The 18,330-nt window shown below is 65.1% G+C and carries 14 protein-coding genes; 10 read left to right on the forward strand and 4 right to left on the reverse strand.

From position 1 onward, the window contains the following. Window positions 1-105: 105 nt before the first annotated feature. The 5 genes from QX048_RS32595 to QX048_RS32615 all read left to right on the forward strand — a co-directional run bounded on the left by QX048_RS32595 (window position 106) and on the right by QX048_RS32615 (window position 6,659). Window positions 106-2,367, forward strand: a complete 2,262-nt coding sequence (locus QX048_RS32595; RefSeq protein ID WP_315752572.1) for a DUF2235 domain-containing protein — start codon at window positions 106-108, stop codon at window positions 2,365-2,367. 292 nt (window positions 2,368-2,659) lie between these two features. Next, window positions 2,660-2,932, forward strand: a complete 273-nt coding sequence (locus tag QX048_RS32600; protein WP_315717640.1) for a hypothetical protein — start codon at window positions 2,660-2,662, stop codon at window positions 2,930-2,932. 237 nt (window positions 2,933-3,169) lie between these two features. Then, window positions 3,170-4,060: a cation diffusion facilitator family transporter gene (locus tag QX048_RS32605; RefSeq protein ID WP_315752571.1), complete on the forward strand. Its 891-nt coding sequence runs from the start codon at window positions 3,170-3,172 to the stop codon at window positions 4,058-4,060. 317 nt (window positions 4,061-4,377) lie between these two features. Then, window positions 4,378-4,959 (forward strand): TRAP transporter small permease subunit, encoded by a 582-nt coding sequence (locus QX048_RS32610; RefSeq protein WP_315752570.1) that lies wholly within the window; start codon window positions 4,378-4,380, stop codon window positions 4,957-4,959. A gap of 23 nt (window positions 4,960-4,982) precedes the next feature. After that, on the forward strand, window positions 4,983-6,659 hold the full coding sequence (locus tag QX048_RS32615) for a TRAP transporter large permease subunit (protein ID WP_315752569.1): 1,677 nt from the start codon (window positions 4,983-4,985) through the stop codon (window positions 6,657-6,659). A 98-nt stretch (window positions 6,660-6,757) separates the two neighbouring features. Here QX048_RS32615 and QX048_RS32620 read toward each other — a convergent pair whose 3' ends face one another. From QX048_RS32620 to QX048_RS32635, 4 genes are all read right to left on the reverse strand, one after another. Beyond that, entirely contained in the window at window positions 6,758-7,846 is a 1,089-nt protein-coding gene (locus QX048_RS32620) for a TRAP transporter substrate-binding protein (RefSeq protein WP_315752568.1), read from the reverse strand. 178 nt (window positions 7,847-8,024) lie between these two features. Then, window positions 8,025-9,119, reverse strand: coding sequence for a TRAP transporter substrate-binding protein (locus QX048_RS32625; protein ID WP_315752567.1), 1,095 nt, complete (start codon window positions 9,117-9,119; stop codon window positions 8,025-8,027). A gap of 180 nt (window positions 9,120-9,299) precedes the next feature. Further along, the gene (locus tag QX048_RS32630) at window positions 9,300-10,430 is read right to left on the reverse strand and encodes an Mrp/NBP35 family ATP-binding protein (RefSeq protein ID WP_315752566.1); all 1,131 of its coding nucleotides are present in this window, start codon (window positions 10,428-10,430) and stop codon (window positions 9,300-9,302) included. Window positions 10,431-10,562: 132 nt separating this feature from the next. After that, window positions 10,563-11,009, reverse strand: a complete 447-nt coding sequence (locus QX048_RS32635; RefSeq protein WP_315827817.1) for a VOC family protein — start codon at window positions 11,007-11,009, stop codon at window positions 10,563-10,565. Between the two features lie 261 nt (window positions 11,010-11,270). Here QX048_RS32635 and QX048_RS32640 point away from each other — a divergent pair, with 261 nt between their 5' ends. From QX048_RS32640 to QX048_RS32660, 5 genes are all read left to right on the forward strand, one after another. Next, window positions 11,271-12,140, forward strand: coding sequence for an NAD(P)-dependent oxidoreductase (locus QX048_RS32640; RefSeq protein WP_315717630.1), 870 nt, complete (start codon window positions 11,271-11,273; stop codon window positions 12,138-12,140). A gap of 365 nt (window positions 12,141-12,505) precedes the next feature. Continuing rightward, window positions 12,506-14,905, forward strand: coding sequence for a TonB-dependent receptor domain-containing protein (locus QX048_RS32645; RefSeq protein WP_315827816.1), 2,400 nt, complete (start codon window positions 12,506-12,508; stop codon window positions 14,903-14,905). A gap of 7 nt (window positions 14,906-14,912) precedes the next feature. Then, window positions 14,913-16,343, forward strand: coding sequence for a PepSY domain-containing protein (locus QX048_RS32650; protein ID WP_315827815.1), 1,431 nt, complete (start codon window positions 14,913-14,915; stop codon window positions 16,341-16,343). Window positions 16,344-16,480: 137 nt separating this feature from the next. Then, window positions 16,481-18,076: a HAMP domain-containing sensor histidine kinase gene (locus QX048_RS32655; protein WP_315717627.1), complete on the forward strand. Its 1,596-nt coding sequence runs from the start codon at window positions 16,481-16,483 to the stop codon at window positions 18,074-18,076. Between the two features lie 47 nt (window positions 18,077-18,123). Next, on the forward strand, window positions 18,124-18,321 hold the full coding sequence (locus QX048_RS32660; protein ID WP_316192086.1) for a DUF1289 domain-containing protein: 198 nt from the start codon (window positions 18,124-18,126) through the stop codon (window positions 18,319-18,321). Window positions 18,322-18,330 lie beyond the last annotated feature (9 nt).

Here is an 18,330-nt window from a genome sequence, read left to right on the forward strand (position 1 = left end):
CTCCGGCCACGCCGCCGAAAGCCTCACACCATCTCAGGTTGATTTCTCTCTCCTTCAGTTTACCCTTCCGCTCCTCGGCTCTCAATGTCGAGCGGGGTCCTTTGCATGGCGAGTCCCAAGATCATCATCCTGTCCGACGGGACCGGCAACGCCGCCTCGAGCGTGTGGCGAACCAACGTCTGGCGCATGTTCCAGGCGCTCGACCTGCAGGGCAACGCCCAGGCGGCCAAGTATGACGACGGCGTCGGCACATCGTCGTTCGTTCCGCTCGCCCTGCTCGGCGGCGCGTTCGGCTTCGGCCTCAAGCGCAACATCCTGGATGCCTACAAGTTCGTCTGCCGCAACTACGACCACGCGAACGGCTCGAAGATCTATCTGTTCGGCTTCAGCCGCGGCGCGTTCACCGTGCGGGTGCTCGCCGCGCTGATGCTCGATCAGGGGCTGATCGTTGCCGACACCGAGGCTGAGCTGCACGACGGCGCCGTGAAGGCCTATCGCGCCTATCGCGCCAAGGGGTACCATTCGATCTGGCGGATCGAAGTGCCGCTCCGCTGGATTCGCGATCATGTGCTGGTGCCGGTGATCGACCGCATCATGGGCCGTAAATCTCTCGACCTCATCGAGCGAAAAAGCCTCCCGGCGATCGAGTTCATCGGGCTGTGGGACACCGTCGCAGCCTATGGGCTACCGATCGACGAGATGACGCGGGGCATCTCCAACTGGGTGTGGCCGCTCGAGCTTCCCAATCGCGTGCTCAGTCCGCGGGTGACATGCGCGCGCCACGCGCTCGCGCTCGACGACGAGAGGACGACCTTCCACCCGGTGCTCTGGACCGAGGCGGGCGAGACCAAGCCGCAGGATGCCAGGACGATCGATGACGAGAGGCTGGTGCAGGTCTGGTTCGTCGGCATGCACGCCAATGTCGGCGGCGGCTATCCGGACGATTCCGTCTCCTACGTCCCCCTGACCTGGCTCGTCGGCGAGGCCGTCAAACGGGGCTTGATCTTCAAGACCGCGCCGGAGGCCGATCCGGATGCGATCAAGTCGATCGTCACGTCGCAGGACAAGGACGGACGCCTCTACAACTCGCGCTCCGGGCTCGGGTCCTACTATCGATACGGCCCGCGCAAGGTGTCGGAGCTCTGCAACGACCCGGCGGCGGGCGTCCAGGTGTCGATGCCGAAGATTCACGAAAGCGTCTTCGACCGCATCGACAGCGGCTGCAATGCCTATGCGCCCATCGGGCTGCCCGACAACTACATGATCGTCCGCTACGACGGCACGCTGACGCCGCTCGGGCCGACGACGTTCGAAACGCCGGCCGGCGCGGCCGCCCGGTTCGCGGCCCAGGAGAAGCTGTGGAATCTGGTGTGGTTCAGGCGCCTCGCCTATTTCGCAACCCTGGCGGCCTCGCTGCACCTCGCGGCCTTCTGGCTGTTCCACGACCTCGATCGCACGCACGAATACGACTCGCGCATCAGGATGGTCTCCGAAGCAGTCAGGCTGATCGAATCGTTCCTGCCGACATCGCTGCACTGGTGGACGGACTGGTACGCCGCCAACCCCGAATGGTTCGCCGGCGGGATCATCATCCTTGTCATGCTGACCGCGCTCGGGACATTCCTCAGCGACCGCATCGGCGACCGGATGCGCGTGATCTGGCGCGAACGGGCATCGCCCCCGATGCCGTCCGGCCCGCTGCATCGGGCCATCTACGCGCTCCGGACCAATCGCGCCTATCAGTTTGCCATCAGGAACGGCAAGCGGCATGTCGGCCCGTTCTTGCTCGCTATCGGCACCGTCTGGCTCGCAGCCACGCTGATCAGCCATTTCCTGTTCAACGCCGCGGATTCGATGGGCGCCTTTTGCCATGGCACCCCTGCCCGCGAGCTCGTCGCAGTCGACAAAGGCATTCCGCAGGATGCCAGGGATTTCTCGACCGATGCGGTTTGCGCTCCCACCGGGTTGAGAGTCCGTCCCGGCTTCTCCTACGAGATCGTCGTCACCATGACCGACCCGTGGGAGGATGCCGGGCGTCCGGTCACGCCCGCGGGCTATCGCACCTCGACGGTCCGGGGCTACGCCCGCTGGACGTTCCGCGCAGGCATCCTGCTGCGCCGCGTTCTCTTCCGTCCCTGGTATCGGCTGATCGCCAGGGTCGGCGAGACCGGCGTCGACGAATATTTCCTCGACCCCGTTCCCGCCCCCAACACGACACCTCAAGCCTACAAAGCGCGCTTCAAGGCCGAGCGCGGCGGTGAGCTGTTCCTCTATGTCAATGACGCGGTGATCGGGCTGCCCGGGGTGTACGATGCATTCTATCCGAACAACGCCGGCAAGGCGAAGGTGACCGTCAGGCTGCTCTGAACCGCCGACGCCACCAGGCGGAGACGAGGTCATGATCGGCGGTTCGCCTGCCAACCGCGGCGCGACCGCTTGGGGCCGTGGCAAGCGCGCCACCGCGCGCGTGTCGCTGCGCCCTGACGAGATCTCGCGTCCATCGCTGCCGACACTGCACCGCGTCAATACAGGCTCCGCTTGAACCGCCGGAACTGCGACCAGCCGGCCGAGTTGCAAACACGGAGCATCGAACGACGAGGCAAAAAACTCCTCATCAATCCCGCTCCCCTTTTGGCTGTTCTTGAAAAGAGAGGCGACGATGAAAGCACCCCTTCTTCTTGCCGGCGCAGTGATCATCGGATCGGTCGCGCCAGTGCTCGCTGACGAATACTACATCGTGCAGGGACCGAGCCATCGCTGCACCATCACCACCACGCGCCCCGCCGACCGCGAGGTCGTCACGCAAATCGGACCGATGGCGTTCACCAGCCGCGTGGAAGCCGAGGACCGCATCCGCCAGACCAAGGTCTGTGAGGACGAAGGCACGGTCGGCAGCTCGACCAGCACCACCACGGTCATCAAAGAGAAGTAGTCGGCGGCGTCATTGCGATCGGCGCTTGCCGCGACACGGTCGCGCCCATGTCCGTGGGCGCGACTTTCTGTTGTCCACAGATCAGTTTTCGATCGGGGCCACGCCGCCGATAGACGCAGTCGCGGCGGCCACAGAAAACCGGGGTTATCAGTCCCTTCCCGACACCGAACCGCGTCCACCCTGGTTGCGTTCCGCCGCAGCGTTGGGTACCCCAGCGCGGGATCGGATCAGGACATCATGGCCTCGCAATCGCTCAAGCTCGCCATCGGCAGCCTCGTGGTCGGAACGATCGTGCTCGGCCTGAAGTATCTCGCCTATTGGATCACCGGCTCGGTCGCGCTCTACTCCGATGCCGTCGAGAGCATCGTCAACGTCGTCACCGCCGTGGTCGCGCTCGTCGCGGTGCGCATCGCCGCCAAGCCCGCGGATGCCAACCATCCGTTCGGTCACCACAAGGTCGAGTATTTCAGCGCGGTGATCGAGGGCGTCATGATCGTCGTGGCGGCGCTGCTCATCATCCATGAGGCCTACGGGAATTTCTTCGATCCGCGGGCGTTTTCCGCACCCGTCGAGGGGCTCGCGGTGAATGCGCTGGCGAGCGCGATCAATGCGGTCTGGTGCTGGCTGTTGATCACGCGGGGCAAGCGGTTGCGGTCGCCGGCGCTGGTGGCAGACGGCCGGCACCTGCTGACGGACGTCGTGTCCTCGGGCGGCGTCGTGGTCGGCCTCGGCCTCGCGGTGATGTTGCAGCTGCCGATCCTCGATCCGGCACTGGCCGTGCTGGTCGCCGTGAACATCCTGTGGTCGGGATGGCAGGTGCTGAAGGAATCCACCAGCGGGCTGATGGATGAAGCGGTCCCGGACGCCACGCTGGCGCGCATTCGCCTGATCATCAGTCAGCATGCCGGCGGCGCGCTGGAGGCGCATGATGTCCGGACCCGCCATGCCGGCAAGCTGACCTTCATCGAGTTCCACCTCGTGGTGCCTGGCGAGATGTCGGTCAACCAGGCGCACGAAATCTGCGACCGGATCGAGGCAGCCTTGCGCGAGGACGACGAGCACAGCTGGATCACCATCCACGTCGAACCCGAAAACAAGGCCAAGCATTCCGGCGTGGTGGTGCTGTAAGACCGCTGCGCACCGGACGTGGTCCGTCGGCCGCACCCGAGAGTCCCCCGCCCTCACGCTCGGCCCGTTGACCTTCATTCGCCGGCCGGCGATCGCCAGGCCCCGGCGACCTGCGACAGCTGTGGCGCGGCGTCGCCACTGCTGCAACATGTTGCGGCAACGCTCATTTTTGCCCATTTTTCCGATTGACGGCAACACGAGGCGCTGAAATGGTGCCCCCGTTTTTGAGCCTGCCGGGCCGGATAGGCCGTTGCGCCATGTGCTGCGCAGCCAGAACGGGCCATGGGACGTCGCAAGACATTTGGGGGAGGATTGCGTTGCAAGCGTTGCTGAAATTGAGCCGTGGGATCGATGCGTTCACGACCTGGACCGGCAAGCGGCTGGCGTGGCTGATCCTGCTCGCCGTCATCATCTCGACGATCAACGCCATCGTCCGCAAGACGCTCGACACCTCGTCGAATTCCTGGCTTGAGCTGCAATGGGTGCTGTTCTCAGCCGTCTTCCTGCTGTGCTCCCCCTGGACCCTGCTCGACAACGAGCACATCCGCATCGACATCGTCAACGCCATGATGCCCAAATGGCTGCGTGACACCATCGACGTCGTCGGTCACGTGCTCTTCCTCATCCCGCTCTGCATCGTGATGATCATCACCAGCGTGCCCTTCTTCCTGCGCTCCATCGAGATCAACGAGCAATCGAGCAACGCCGGCGGCCTGCCGCAATGGCCGGCGAAGTCCCTCATCATGCTCGGCTTCGCCTTCCTGCTGGCGCAGGGCGTGTCCGAGCTGATCAAGCGCATCGCGGTCATGCGCGGGCTGATCCCGGATCCCCACGCTTCGAAGCCCCACGGCATCGAGGCCGAGGTCGAGCACCTCGTCGAAGCGATCGAGAAGAAGTAAGCGGCGGGCTGGGGGATCATCCAATGGAAGCGTTTCTGATCGCCAATATGGCGCCGATCATGTTCGGGTCGCTGGTCGTGATGCTGCTGCTCGGCTATCCGGCAGCGTTCTCGCTCGGCGCCGTCGGCCTGTTTTACGCCCTCGTCGGCATCGGGCTCGGCGAATTCCGGCCGGACTTCCTGCAGGCGCTACCGGAACGCGTCTACGGCGTGATGAACAACGACACGCTGCTGGCGATTCCGTTCTTCACCTTCATGGGCCTGGTGCTGGAACGATCCGGCATGGCCGAGGATCTGCTCGACACCATCGGACAGCTGTTCGGCACCATCCGCGGCGGCCTCGCTTATGCGGTCGTGTTCGTCGGCGCGCTGCTCGCGGCCACCACCGGCGTGGTCGCCGCCTCGGTGATCTCGATGGGCCTGATCTCTCTGCCGATCATGCTGCGCTACGGCTACGACCGCCGGCTTGCCTCGGGCATCATCGCCGCCTCCGGCACGCTTGCGCAGATCATCCCGCCGTCGCTGGTCCTGATCGTCATGGCCGACCAGCTCGGCAAGTCCGTCGGCGACATGTACGAAGGCGCCTTCATCCCTGGCCTCGTGCTGTCGGCGATCTATGCAGCCTATGCCTTCCTCACCAGCATGATCTTCCCGAAATCGGCCCCCGGCCTGCCGGCCGATGCGATCGGCTTTCGGGAGGACTCAGGCGACCGCGGCCTGAAATCGCTGGGCGTGCTGTTTCTGGCGAGCTGTGTGTTCGGCTGGTTCATGATGCGCGGCTCGGAATATCACGGCGCCGACTTCGTCGTGCTGAGCATGTTCTACGGCATCGTGTTCGCCTTCGCCGTCGCCGTCGTGAACTGGGTGCTGGAGCGCACCACCGGATACCGCTTCCTGTCCCGCATGGCGCAGCAGACCACCTTCGTGATGGTGCCGCCGCTGTTCCTGATCTTCCTGGTGCTCGGCACGATCTTCATCGGGCTCGCGACGCCGACGGAAGGCGGCGCGATGGGCGCCGCCGGCGCGATCATCCTTGGTGCGATCAAGCGGCGGCTCAGCTTCGACCTGGTCCGCCAGGCGGTGGAATCCACTGCCAAGCTGTCGGCCTTCGTGGTCTTCATCCTGGTCGGCGCGCGCGTGTTCTCGCTGACCTTCTACGGCGTCAACGGCCATGTCTGGGTCGAGCACCTGCTGACTTCGCTGCCCGGCGGTCAGGTCGGCTTCCTGATCTTCGTCAACGCCTTCGTGTTCGTGCTGGCGTTCTTCCTCGACTTCTTCGAGCTCGCCTTCATCATCATCCCGCTGCTCGGACCCGCGGCCGAAAAGCTCGGCATCGACCTGATCTGGTTCGGCGTCATCCTCGGCGTCAACATGCAGACCTCGTTCATGCATCCGCCGTTCGGCTTTGCCTTGTTCTATTTGCGATCAGTGGCACCGAAGGAGTCCTATCTCGACCGTGTCACCGGCAAGAGGATGGAGCCGGTGACCACGGGACAGATCTACTGGGGCGCGGTGCCGTTCGTGGTGATCCAGTTGATCATGGTGATGCTGGTGATCCTGTTCCCCTCGATGGTCATGCACTACAAGGGCTCGCTCTCCACCGTTGATCCGAACTCGATCAAGATCGAGATCCCGCAGATCGACGCGCCGCCGCTCGATTTCGGCCCGCCTCAGATCGATGTCGGACCGCCGAAGCAGTGATGGCCGCGACGCGCAATCGCTCCGCCCACGAAAAACCCCGGCGCAACGCGCCGGGGTTTTGTTTTGTCGCTGGCTCCTGACGCGATACGGCGCCGGTCTCAGCTCAGCGGATTGCGCGCCATGAAGGCGTCGTAGCCGATCTCGGCGACCTGGAACCAGGAGTAGCCATTGCCGGCGAAGGCCGACAGCGACTCATAGGTCTTCTTGAAGTCGGGGTTGGTGGCCGCGACCTCGTTGTGCAGCTCGCGGGCAGCCTTCAGGCAGGCCTGCATGATCTCCGGCGAGAACGCATGCAGCTTGGCACCGGCGGCGAGCAGCCGGCGCAGCGCCGCCGGATTGCTCTGGTCGTACTTCGCCATCATCCAGTTGTTGGCATAATGGCCGGCATGCTCGAGGATCTTCTGATAGTTCTTGGGCAGCGCATTCCAACGATCCTGGTTGACGAAGGAAAGCAGTATCGGTCCGCCCTCCCACCAACCCGGATAGTAGTAGTGGGGCGCGACCTTGACGAAGCCGAGCTTCTCGTCGTCGTACGGTCCGACCCACTCGGCCGCATCGATCGTGCCCTTCTCCAGCGCCGGATAGATGTCGCCGCCGGCGATCTGCTGCGGCACCGCGCCGAGCTTCTGCAGCACGCGGCCGGCAAAGCCACCGACGCGGAATTTCAGCCCCTTGAGATCGTTGACGCCGGTGAGCTCCTTGCGGAACCAGCCGCCCATCTGGCAACCGGTGTTGCCGGCAAGCAGCGAGACGACATTGTACTTCGCGTAGAACTCGTTGAGGATCTCACGTCCTCCGCCGAGCATGTACCAGGCCTGGTTGATGCGCATGTTCGGCCCGAACGGGACCGACGAGCCGAAGGTGAACGTCGGGTCCTTGCCGAAATAGTAGTACGACGCAGTGTGGCCGATTTCGACGGTGCCGTTCTGCACGGCGTCGAGGACCTGCAGGCCGGGCACGATTTCGCCGGCGGCGAAGGGCTGGATCTGGAATTTGTTGTCGGTGGCCTCACCGACCACCTTGGCCATGATCTCGGCGCCGCCATACAAGGTGTCGAGCGATTTCGGCCAGCTCGTCGGCATGCGCCATTTCAGCTCCGGCATCGATTGTGCGATGGCCGGCGCTGCGATCGCGGCCGCGCCAGCGGCGCCAAGCCCGGTCACCTTGATGAAGTCTCTCCGCTTCATAGTTCTTCCCTCCCTGGGGGTCATTGTGTTCGTTTCCTGAGCAGCCTTCTTTGTGAGGCTTCAGTTCCAGTGTGGATCAAAGTGCGTCGGAGTGCCATTGCGAAACGTTGTCGCAACGCAAAAGCCCGGCCTCTCGCGAGGCCGGGCTGACGTCGATCCGCCGATCTGAAGTTTGCGATCAGCCGCGGGTACGCGAGCGGATCATGAAGCTGTCGTAGGTATACTCGGCAACCTGCCACCACAGATATTCATCCGAGCGGTAGGCCTGCATCGCGTCGATGACCTTCTTGAAGTCGGCGTTCTTGGCCGAGATCTCGCCCCACAGCTCGTTGGTCGCCTTGAGGCAGGCCTCGAGCACCTCGTTGGTGAACGGCCGCAGCTGCGTGCCGCCGGCGACCAGGCGCTTCAGCGCCGCCGGGTTCACCTGGTCGTAGCGCGCGGCCATCCAGGTGTTGGCATTGACCGTCGCGTTGGCGAGGATCGACTGATAGTGCTTCGGCAGCTCGTTCCACTTGTCGAGATTGGCGAAGGCGTGGACGGTCGGACCGCCCTCCCAGAAGCCCGGGTAGTAGTAGTACTTCGCCACCTTCTGGAAGCCGAGCTTCTCGTCGTCATACGGACCGACCCACTCGGCGGCGTCGATGGTGCCCTTCTCGAGCGACGGGTAGATGTCGCCGCCCGCGAGCTGCTGCGGCACAACGCCGAGCTTCTGCAGCACCTGGCCGGCGATGCCGCCGATGCGGAACTTCAAGCCCGAAAGGTCGGCGACGGTCTTGATCTCCTTGCGGAACCAGCCGCCCATCTGGGTGCCGGTGTTGCCGCAGGGGAAGCCGATGACATTGGCGGCCTTCTTGAAGAACTCGTTGGCGAGCTCGTTGCCGCCGCCCTGATATAGCCAGGAGTTCTGCTGCCGGGCGTTCAGGCCGAACGGCACCGAGGCGAAGATCGCGAAGGTCGGGTCCTTGCCGACGTAATAATACGACACCGTATGGGACATCTCGACGGTGTTCTTGGAGGTCGCGTCGAGCGCCTGCAGGCCCGGCACCAGCTCACCAGCCTGGAAGACCTGGATCTGGAACTTGTTGTCCGTCATCTCGGCAACCTGCTTCGCCATATATTCGGCGCCGCCATAGATCGTGTCGAGCGACTTCGGGAAGCTGGAGGTCAACCGCCATTTGATCTCGGGCATCGACTGCGCGATCGCAGGCGAGGCCACCGCTGCCGACGCGGCGGCACCGGCGGCCGAGACCTTCAGAAAATCACGACGCTTCATATTAAGGCATCTCCTTGTTGGGGGCGTTTTCCCGTTGAAAAAGCATTTATCCGCCGATGCGATTGGCCGCACACGGTCGAAGGCGATCCGGGCCGGGCTTTAGCACGGAACCGGTTAAGCGAAAACGCGACGTTGGAATGACAAACGGTCCAATAGTCGCACACGCTTCGCTGCAGTGCATCAAGCAGCGGCGATCGCATCCTTGAGCTGATCCCGCACCGACGCGGCGATGGCCCGGTAGATCGCGGCATGTGGACCCTTCGGCTCGCTCTCGACCACCGGGTTGCCGGCGTCCGACGTCGAGCGGATGTCCATGTGCAGCGGGATTTCGCCGAGGAACGGCACGCCGAGCCGCTCGGCCTCGTGGCGCGCGCCGCCATGACCGAAGATGTCGGAGCGGGTGCCGCATTGCGGGCACTGGAAGTAGCTCATGTTCTCGATGATGCCGAGCACGGGCACGTTGACCTTGCGGAACATCGCAAGCCCGCGGCGGGCGTCGATCAGCGACAGGTCCTGCGGCGTCGACACGATCACGGCGCCCTTCAGCGGCACGTTCTGCGCCAAGGTCAGCTGGGCGTCGCCGGTGCCCGGCGGCATGTCGACGACGAGCACGTCGAGCGTGCCCCACGCGACGTCGCGCAGCATCTGGTTGATCGCCGACATCACCATCGGGCCGCGCCAGATCATCGGGCTGTCCTCGTCGACGAGAAAGCCGATGGACATGATCGATAGGCCGAACCGCGACAGCGGAATCATCTTCTTGTCGTCGGTGAGCTTGGGCTTTTCCTGCAGCCCGGTCAGCCGCGGCACCGACGGGCCGTAGATGTCGGCGTCGAGCAGCCCGACCTTGAGGCCGAGATCGCGCAAGCCCAGCGCGAGATTGATCGCGGTGGTCGACTTGCCGACACCGCCCTTGCCCGAGGCCACCGCGATGACGGCCGCGATACCCGGGATCGCGGCCTGCCGGGACATCGGCGAGTCCGCCGGATGCTGGTGCTGATGCGGACGATGCGCCGCGACCGGCTGCACGCCGCCCTGTCGCGGCGGCGGGGCGGCAGCGCCCGCCTTGCGCTCCGCGGTCAGCGCGATCATCGCCATGGTCACGCCGGGTATGGCGCGCACGGCGGCTTCGGCTTTCGCGCGGGTGTCTTCCCAGGCGCGGGCCTCGCTGGCCTCGACATTGATCGAGAAGAACACCTTGCCGTCATTGGCCGTGATCGGCGACAGCACGCCGGCGTCCGGCAGCGCCACGCCACGTGGCGAGCGGACCCGCTTGAGTGCCTCGATAACCTGCTGCTGCGTCACGCTCACGGCGCGTCTCCTGAAGAAGTTCAGAACGCGCCACATCGTCGCGCCCTATCCCGTTGGCCGGACATGATCTTCCGTCGTCTGCGACGGCACCGCTCCGGCCCTGCGTTGCGCTGCTTCATAAGGCCGACCGGCTCAAAACGCCACCATGGTTCCGATGTCGGAGGCGGTCTCGACCGGCGCATCCTCGGCCCGCTCCTTCGCTGCCTCGTAATTGAGCTCGATCATCACGCCGTTGGGGTCGCGCACGAAGATCTGCCACAGCTCCCCGCCCGGCACCTGCCGCGCCTCGAACGGCATGCCCTTGGCGGCGAGCCGCGCCTTCATGCCGGCGAAGCCGCGGCTGACGAAGGCGACGTGGTGGACGACGCCGGAGTCCGGCTTCTGTGCCTCTGAGGTCGGCGAGATGTCGACGAGGTGCACCACCGGGCGCCCCTCGCTGTACATCCAGGCGCCAGGAAAGGCGAAGTTCGGCCGGGCGCCGTTCTCCAGCCCGAGCACGTCTTCATAGAAGCGGACCGTCTCGGCGAGGTTGCGGGTCCGGATGTTGAAATGATCGAGCACGCCGACGCTGACGCCCATGCGAGACACTCCCCTGGCTGGTTCGTTGGTTGACTGGATTTCGTTGCGCAATGACGGCTTTGCAAGCCGTCATGATGATGCCTCTTTAGCACGCGGCGCCGCTTTCGCATCCGTCACGAAGCCGTTGCCCCCGCCTCTCAAGCCGTTATGGTGCGGCGTCCAGCACCGCCGCGACCCGCGCCGGATGCTGATGTGTTCCTTTCAAGAACAGCCCGGCCCTCTCAAGGCTGTCGGCAGAACCCCAAGGTCAAGGTAGCTCATATGGCTAAAGTCGCTTTCATCGGTCTCGGCGTCATGGGTTTCCCCATGGCAGGACATCTCGTGAAGAAGGGCGGTCACGAGGTCACGGTCTACAACCGTACCGCGGCCAAGGCGAAGGAATGGGCCGACAAGTTCGGCGGCAAGGCAGCCCCCACGCCGAAGCAGGCCGCGGAAGGCCAGGACTTCGTGATGTGCTGCGTCGGCAACGACAACGACCTGCGCGCGGTCACGATCGGCCCGGACGGCGCATTTGCCGGCATGGCGAAGGGCGCGACCTTCGTCGACCACACCACCGCCTCGGCTGAAGTGGCACGTGAGCTCGACGCCGCAGCCACCAAGGCCGGCTTCAAATTCATCGACGCGCCAGTGTCCGGCGGCCAGGCCGGCGCCGAGAACGGCGTGCTGACGGTGATGTGCGGCGGCACCGCCGACGCCTATGCCGGCGCCGAGCCGGTGATCGCGGCCTATGCCCGGATGTGCAAGCTGCTGGGACCGGCCGGCAGCGGCCAGCTGACCAAGATGGTCAACCAGATCTGCATCGCCGGCCTCGTGCAGGGCCTGTCCGAGGGTATCCATTTCGCGAAGAAGTCCGGCCTCGACGTTCCCGCTGTCATCGAGACCATCTCCAAGGGCGCCGCCCAGTCCTGGCAGATGGAGAACCGCTACAAGACCATGAACGACGGCAAATACGACTTTGGTTTTGCGGTGGAATGGATGCGCAAGGACCTGTCGATCTGCCTCAGCGAAGCGCGCCGCAACGGCGCCCATCTGCCGGTGACCGCGCTGGTCGACCAGTTCTATTCCGAGGTCGAGAAGCTCGGCGGCAAGCGCTGGGACACGTCGAGCCTGCTGGCCCGGCTGGAGAAGTGATTCCGCCGCTCTCCGACTGATCGATCTGCCGCTGCGCGTGTGCTGCGGCGGCAGATTTCCGATCCGGGACCTTGGCAGGCCCCGGCTCATCTGCCTTCCCCCATGTATTGCCGCAGACACGCGGCGGGATACGTCCGCCGCGGACGGGCGCCATTGCGCCATCTGCGACTCGCTGATACCCCTTGCAATCGCTAATCGTTCGCATGTGTTGCCCGATCGTCGAGACACCCACTCAGAGAAAAATGGATATGTAATGTTATAACATTACATATCCGTTGGGCTGAGCTAACTCTCGTCGTGGTGATCATGAACGTTGGCTGGGGGCGCAGATGGCCGGAAAGCCGGCTGCTGCGATGGGGAGCGGAATGAGCGTGCGCGACGTCTGGGGTTCGATATCGCTTGCGGGGCTGCTGGTGGCAGGCTGGTCGGCGGTGCCGGCGGCTTATGCCCAACAGACCTCCCCTCCGGACGGGAGGCAGGCCGCCGCAGACACCCTGCTGCCGGACGTGACGGTCGATGCGCCGCGGCAGCGCCCGGCGGCCGGCCGCGCGCCCTCCTCGACCCAAGCCGCCCGTCGGACCACACCTCCGGCGTCCCGGCGCATGGCCGCGCCCACGCCCGCAGCAGCGCCGACGCGGCCTTCGTCCAACACGGCGGCCACCACGCCGCTCAACGGCAATGCGACGCCCGCGAGCGGCAGCCGGCTCGGCCTCACCGTACGCGAGCTGCCGGCCTCGATCGAGGTGGTCGGCGCCGAGACGCTGCGTGAGCAGGGCTACCACACGACCGTCGACGCGGTGAAAGGCGCCGCCGGCGTCAGCGCGGGTGATGCCCCGAACGATGTCGGCTTCGCGATGCGCGGCTTCCAGGGCAATCAGGTCAACGTGCTCTACAACGGCATCAACATCGGCCCGACCGGCTTCACCGCGCTGACGATGGAGACGTTCAACCTCGACCGGGTCGAGTTTCTCAAGGGCCCCTCCTCGCTGATCTCGGGCCAGGGCGCGGTCGGCGGCACCGTCAATTTCGTGACCAAGACCCCGCACACCGGCCCGATCGAGAGCGAAGCCTTCGTCGGCTTCGACCAGCGCGGCACGTTCCGCAGCGGCTTCGGCTCGGGCGGCAGCACGACCGTCAAGGGCCTGGACTATCGCTTCGACATCAGCCGGACCAGGGAGGTCGGCTTCATCGACGACACCGAGTTCAAGAATATCCATGTCTCAGGCCAGCTCGACTACCGGCTGTCCGACAGCTTCAAGACCTTCTTTGCCGCCGAGTTCAAGGACTACAAGGCCAAGCCCTATGAGGGCACGCCGCTGGTGCCGGTCACCTTCAGCGGCGCCAACGCGACCAGCGGCATCGTCTCAGGCACCAAGGTGTCGGCCTACAACGGCACCGATCTCGGCGCCGTCACGATCGACGGCCGCACGCTGTCGACCAACTACAACGTGGTCGACGGCCACAAGACGATCAAGGAATCGTGGGTCCGCAGCGGGTTCGAATGGGACCTGAGCAACGACGTCAGGCTGCGGAGCCAAGTCTACAACTACAACGCCAGCCGCGACTGGTACAACAACGAGGTCTCGGCGTTCAACGCGACCACCAACACCGTCGATCGCGAGCGGTTCTTCGTCCACCACAACCACAACATGGTCGGCAACACCACCGACCTCACCTGGAACGCCAACCTGTTCGGTCTGGCCAACCGGCTCGTGACAGCGGTGGAAAGCTCGCATACCGACTTCACGCGGCCTGGCGCGGCGATCTTCCCGGGTGACAGCATTCCGCTGACCGGCTTCGACCGAGGCGTCTACGGCCCGCTCGGAACGCAGTTGCAGACCGCCACCATCGACAGCGTGGCACTCAATCTCGAAGACCGGCTGAAGCTCACCAACAATTTCGCGCTGGTCGGCGGCCTGCGCTACAACCCGTTCTCGCTCGACCGCAACTCGATCGACAAGAACGGCGTCGTGAAGAGCAGCTTCCCCTACTCGAAGAGCTGGCAGCCGGTCACGGGCCGCATCGGCTACACCTGGGAAGTGTTCCCGGGCACCACCTTCTACAGCCAATATGCGACCGCCACCGACATCTCCGCCGACAGCATCTTCCTGCTGAGTCCGACCCAGAACCTCACGCTCTCGGACTCCCGCAGCTATGAGACCGGCGTCAAGCAGCTCGCGTGGAACGGCCGTGCGGAGTGGACCTTCTCCGCCTTCGACATCGAACGCAAAAACGTCTACAGCGCCCAGGCCGGCCAGCAGCTCAACCTGGCCGGCAAGGTGAAATCTCAGGGCATCGAGGTCGCAGCCGCCGTGCGGCCGACACCCGAGAGCAGGCTCTGGGGCAACGTCGCCTATGTCCGCGCCCGCTATGCCGATTATGATCTCGCCGGCGGCGGCTCGTTCTCGGGCAACACGCCGCCCAACATTCCCGCCGTCATCGTCAATGGCGGCGGCTCCTACCGCTTCCTCAATCCCGGCTGGTGGCCGGTCGAGCTTGGTTTCTCCGTGCGCCACGTGGGCGATCGCTGGAGCACCGATGCCAACACGGTGAAACTGCTCGCCTACACCACCGCCGATCTGTTCGCGTTCGTCGACCTGCCGAGGGTGCCGCTGTTCGCCACCGCGACCAGCACGCGGCTCGCCTTCCGCGTCCGCAACGTTGCCGACAAACGTTATGCGGCTTGGAGCGATCCGTTCTATCCCGACCAGATCTTCCTCGGCGCGCCCCGCACCTACGAGGTCGAAGCCTCGTTCAAGTTCTGATGGCCGCATGATCCGGGCGCTGATCCTCACGCACCGCTGGCTGAGCATCCCGCTGGGTCCGCTGTTCGTGCTGTGGTTCGCGACCGGGATCGTGATGCACTACGTGCCGTTCCCGGCGCAGACCGAGAGCGAGCGCTTCGCCGCGCTGCCCGTGCTCGACACCGCCCTGTCGCTGCACGGTCCCGCGGAGGCCCTCGTCGCAGGTGGCATCGATCATCCCGACCGCATCCGGCTGATGCAGCGCGTGGATGGTCCGGTCTATGTCATCTCGGCCGCCGGCCGCAGCGCGGCCATTCGTGCAGACACGCTGGCCGCGGCCGATGTGAGCGCCCCCGACCTCGTGCTGTCGATCGCGCGCACGGCAGCCCGGCGGCGCGGGCTCGACGCCGATGGCGCCACCATCGCCTCACTGGAGCACTACGACCAATGGACGGTGCCGAACCGTTTCGACGTGCATCGTCCGCTGCACCGGATCGCGCTCAACGATCCCAATGGCACCGAACTCTACGTGTCCTCGATCACCGGCGAGGTCGTGCTCGACACGACACGGTCCGAACGCGCCTGGAACTACGTCGGCAGCGTCGTCCATTGGATCTATCCGACCGTCCTGCGCAAGGACTGGGCGGCCTGGAACGCCGTCGTGTGGTGGCTGTCGCTCGCGGCGGTCATCGCCGCCGTGAGCGGCGCGCTGCTCGGCCCGATGCGGCTGAGATATCGGAAGGCGCGGCTGTGCTCGCGCTACCACGGCTGGCACCTCTGGCATCATTGGGCCGGCCTGATCTGCATGCAGTTCGTGCTGACCTGGATGGTCAGCGGCTGGCTGTCGATGGACCATGGCAGGCTGTTTGCGACCGGCCATCTGACGCCGTCCGAACAAGCCATTCTCGTCGGCGCACCGGATTGGACCGGCCTGGCGACGGCGGCGCTCGCGGCGGCGCATGGCGAGGTCCGCGAGATCGAGTGGTTCGCCTTCGGCGGCCGCCTCTATCAGCGCATCCGGCGCGCGCCGAGCCAGCAGCAGATTTCGGTGCTGGACGGCGCATCAGCACGCATCGTCGGCCGTTTCCTGCAGCCGGCCGACGTCAATACCGCGGTGTCGCGCCTGCGCGGCGATTGCGCGCGCTCGACCGAAGTCGAGCCGGGCGACGACTATCCGTTCGTCTCCGATGTGCCGGGCGCGCCGGTCCATCGCGTGATCTGCGGCGACACCTGGTATCATGTCGACGCCGCGTCCGGCGCGGTGCTCGAGAAGCTCGATCCGTCCCGACGCGCCTATCGGTGGCTCTATCAGGCGCTGCACACGCTCGACTTTCCGGCCCTGCTCGCCCATGCGGCGCTGCGCACGGTTTTCATCGTCGGCCTCTGCGCGATCGGCCTCGTCTTCAGCGTCACGGGCGTGGTGATCGGCTGGCGCCGCCTGCGAATGCAGCTCCGCTGAGCCTCGCCACAATCGTTAATTTAACGCGCGGTTAACGCAAATTTTTCGTTGTCTATAATCCGTCTTAAGGATTTGGGCCCAGTTATAGACAATGCAGAAAGCAGCCCGTACCTCGCGGGCAGGATTTGTGTTGTTTGATGAGTAAACCCGCTGAAAAGCCTGAGGTCGTCGAGCTTCCGGCAGATCCGCCGGCGCTTGCACCAGCAAGCCAGCGCCGGGCCGCGCAGCAGCGGGTGCGCGAGGCGCGCGACCGGTTAACGTCGACGTCGGGAACACGTCCGGCCTTCGATCGCGAGCTGCTGCGCCAATACGCACAGACCCGCATCTCCGCCTCCTACATCGTCGTGCTGCTGGTGGTCGCAACCGGCCTGATGCTCAGCGTCTGGCTGCATACGATCGCGGCTGGCGCATGGACGCTCGGCGTGCTCTGCATTCATGCCGCGATCGTGCGCAACTGCTCGAACTTCCTCGCCGACCAGCCGTCGCTGGCGGCGACGCGGCGCTGGCGCACGCGCTTCGTGCTGCTCGACTTGCTCTACGGCGTTTGCTGGATGGCGATCCTGATCCATCCGGCGCTCGCGGCGGTGTCGGGCACGCTGATGATGTTCCTGATGCTGCTGGTGATCGCGGTCTCGAGCATGCTCGCCGCCAACCTGCCCGTCGCCGCCGTCGCCGTCACCGCACCGATGACGGTCGCCATCACCCTCAGCCTCGCGCTGTCGGGCACGTTCGACAACTACCTGCTCGCCGGGTTCGCCGTCGCCGCCGAAGGCTACTTCGTGCTGCTCGCCCATCAGCTGCATGCGACGACGCTGGCCACGCTCGAAGCGCGCGCCGAGAAGGACGCCTTGATCGGCGAACTCGAGCAGGCCAAGGCGATCTCCGACGAGGCACGCTACCGCGCGGAGGCCGCCAACGTCGCCAAGTCGCGCTTCCTTGCGCAGATGAGCCATGAGCTGCGGACGCCGCTGAACGCCATCCTCGGCTTTTCCGAGGTGATGAAGAGCGAGATCTTCGGCGTCCATGCGGTGCCGGTCTACAAGGAATATTCGGCCGACATCCACAATTCGGGCGTTCACCTGCTCAACCTCATCAACGAGATCCTCGATCTCTCGCGCATCGAGGCCGGCCGCTACGAGCTGAACGAGGAAGCCGTGGCGCTGGTGCACGTGATCGCCGACTGCCACCATTTGCTGAAGCTGCGCGCAACGAGCCGCGGCATCACCATTCACGAGGTGTTCGAGCAGAAGATGCCGCGGCTGTGGGCCGACGAGCGCGCGATCCGCCAGGTCGTGCTCAACCTGCTCTCCAACGCCATCAAGTTCACGCCGCAGGGTGGCGACATCTGGCTGAAGGCTGGCTGGACGGCCTCGGGCGGACAATATCTCAGCGTCAAGGACACCGGCTCGGGCATCCCCGAGAACGAGATTCCGATCGTGCTCGCGTCGTTCGGCCAGGGCTCCAACTCGATCAAGTCGGCCGAACAGGGCGCGGGATTAGGCTTGCCCATCGCCAAGAATCTGATCGAGATGCATGGTGGCACGTTCACGCTGAAATCGAAGGTCCGCATCGGCACCGAGGTGATCGTCACCTTCCCGCCGGAGCGGGTGATGTCGGCGCTCGCTCCGCTGTCGGACGAGGCACCGCCATTGCAGCCGGAGCATGCGATCGCCCCCGCTCAGGAGAAGCGCCGGGTGCGCAAGCCGATCATGAATGCCGGAACGGGACTGTGAGATGATTGCACTTGCACGACAGTGTCAGAACCTTTCAAACTCGCGCCATGAGCCGGGATACGCCCTGCATCGCCGTCTGCATGATCGACCCCAAGACGAAACTCTGCTTCGGCTGCGGACGCACGCTGCCGGAGATCGCCCGCTGGGGCCGCATGTCGACCGACGAGCGGCTCGCGCTGATGGACGGGCTGCCGTCCCGCATGCACGACGCCGGTCTGCCCGCGCTGGCGCGTCGGCGCGACTGAGCGCCTCCG

This window comes from Bradyrhizobium sp. SZCCHNS30572 (assembly GCF_032484415.1).
In the GTDB taxonomy this organism is placed as follows: Bacteria; Pseudomonadota; Alphaproteobacteria; order Rhizobiales; family Xanthobacteraceae; genus Bradyrhizobium.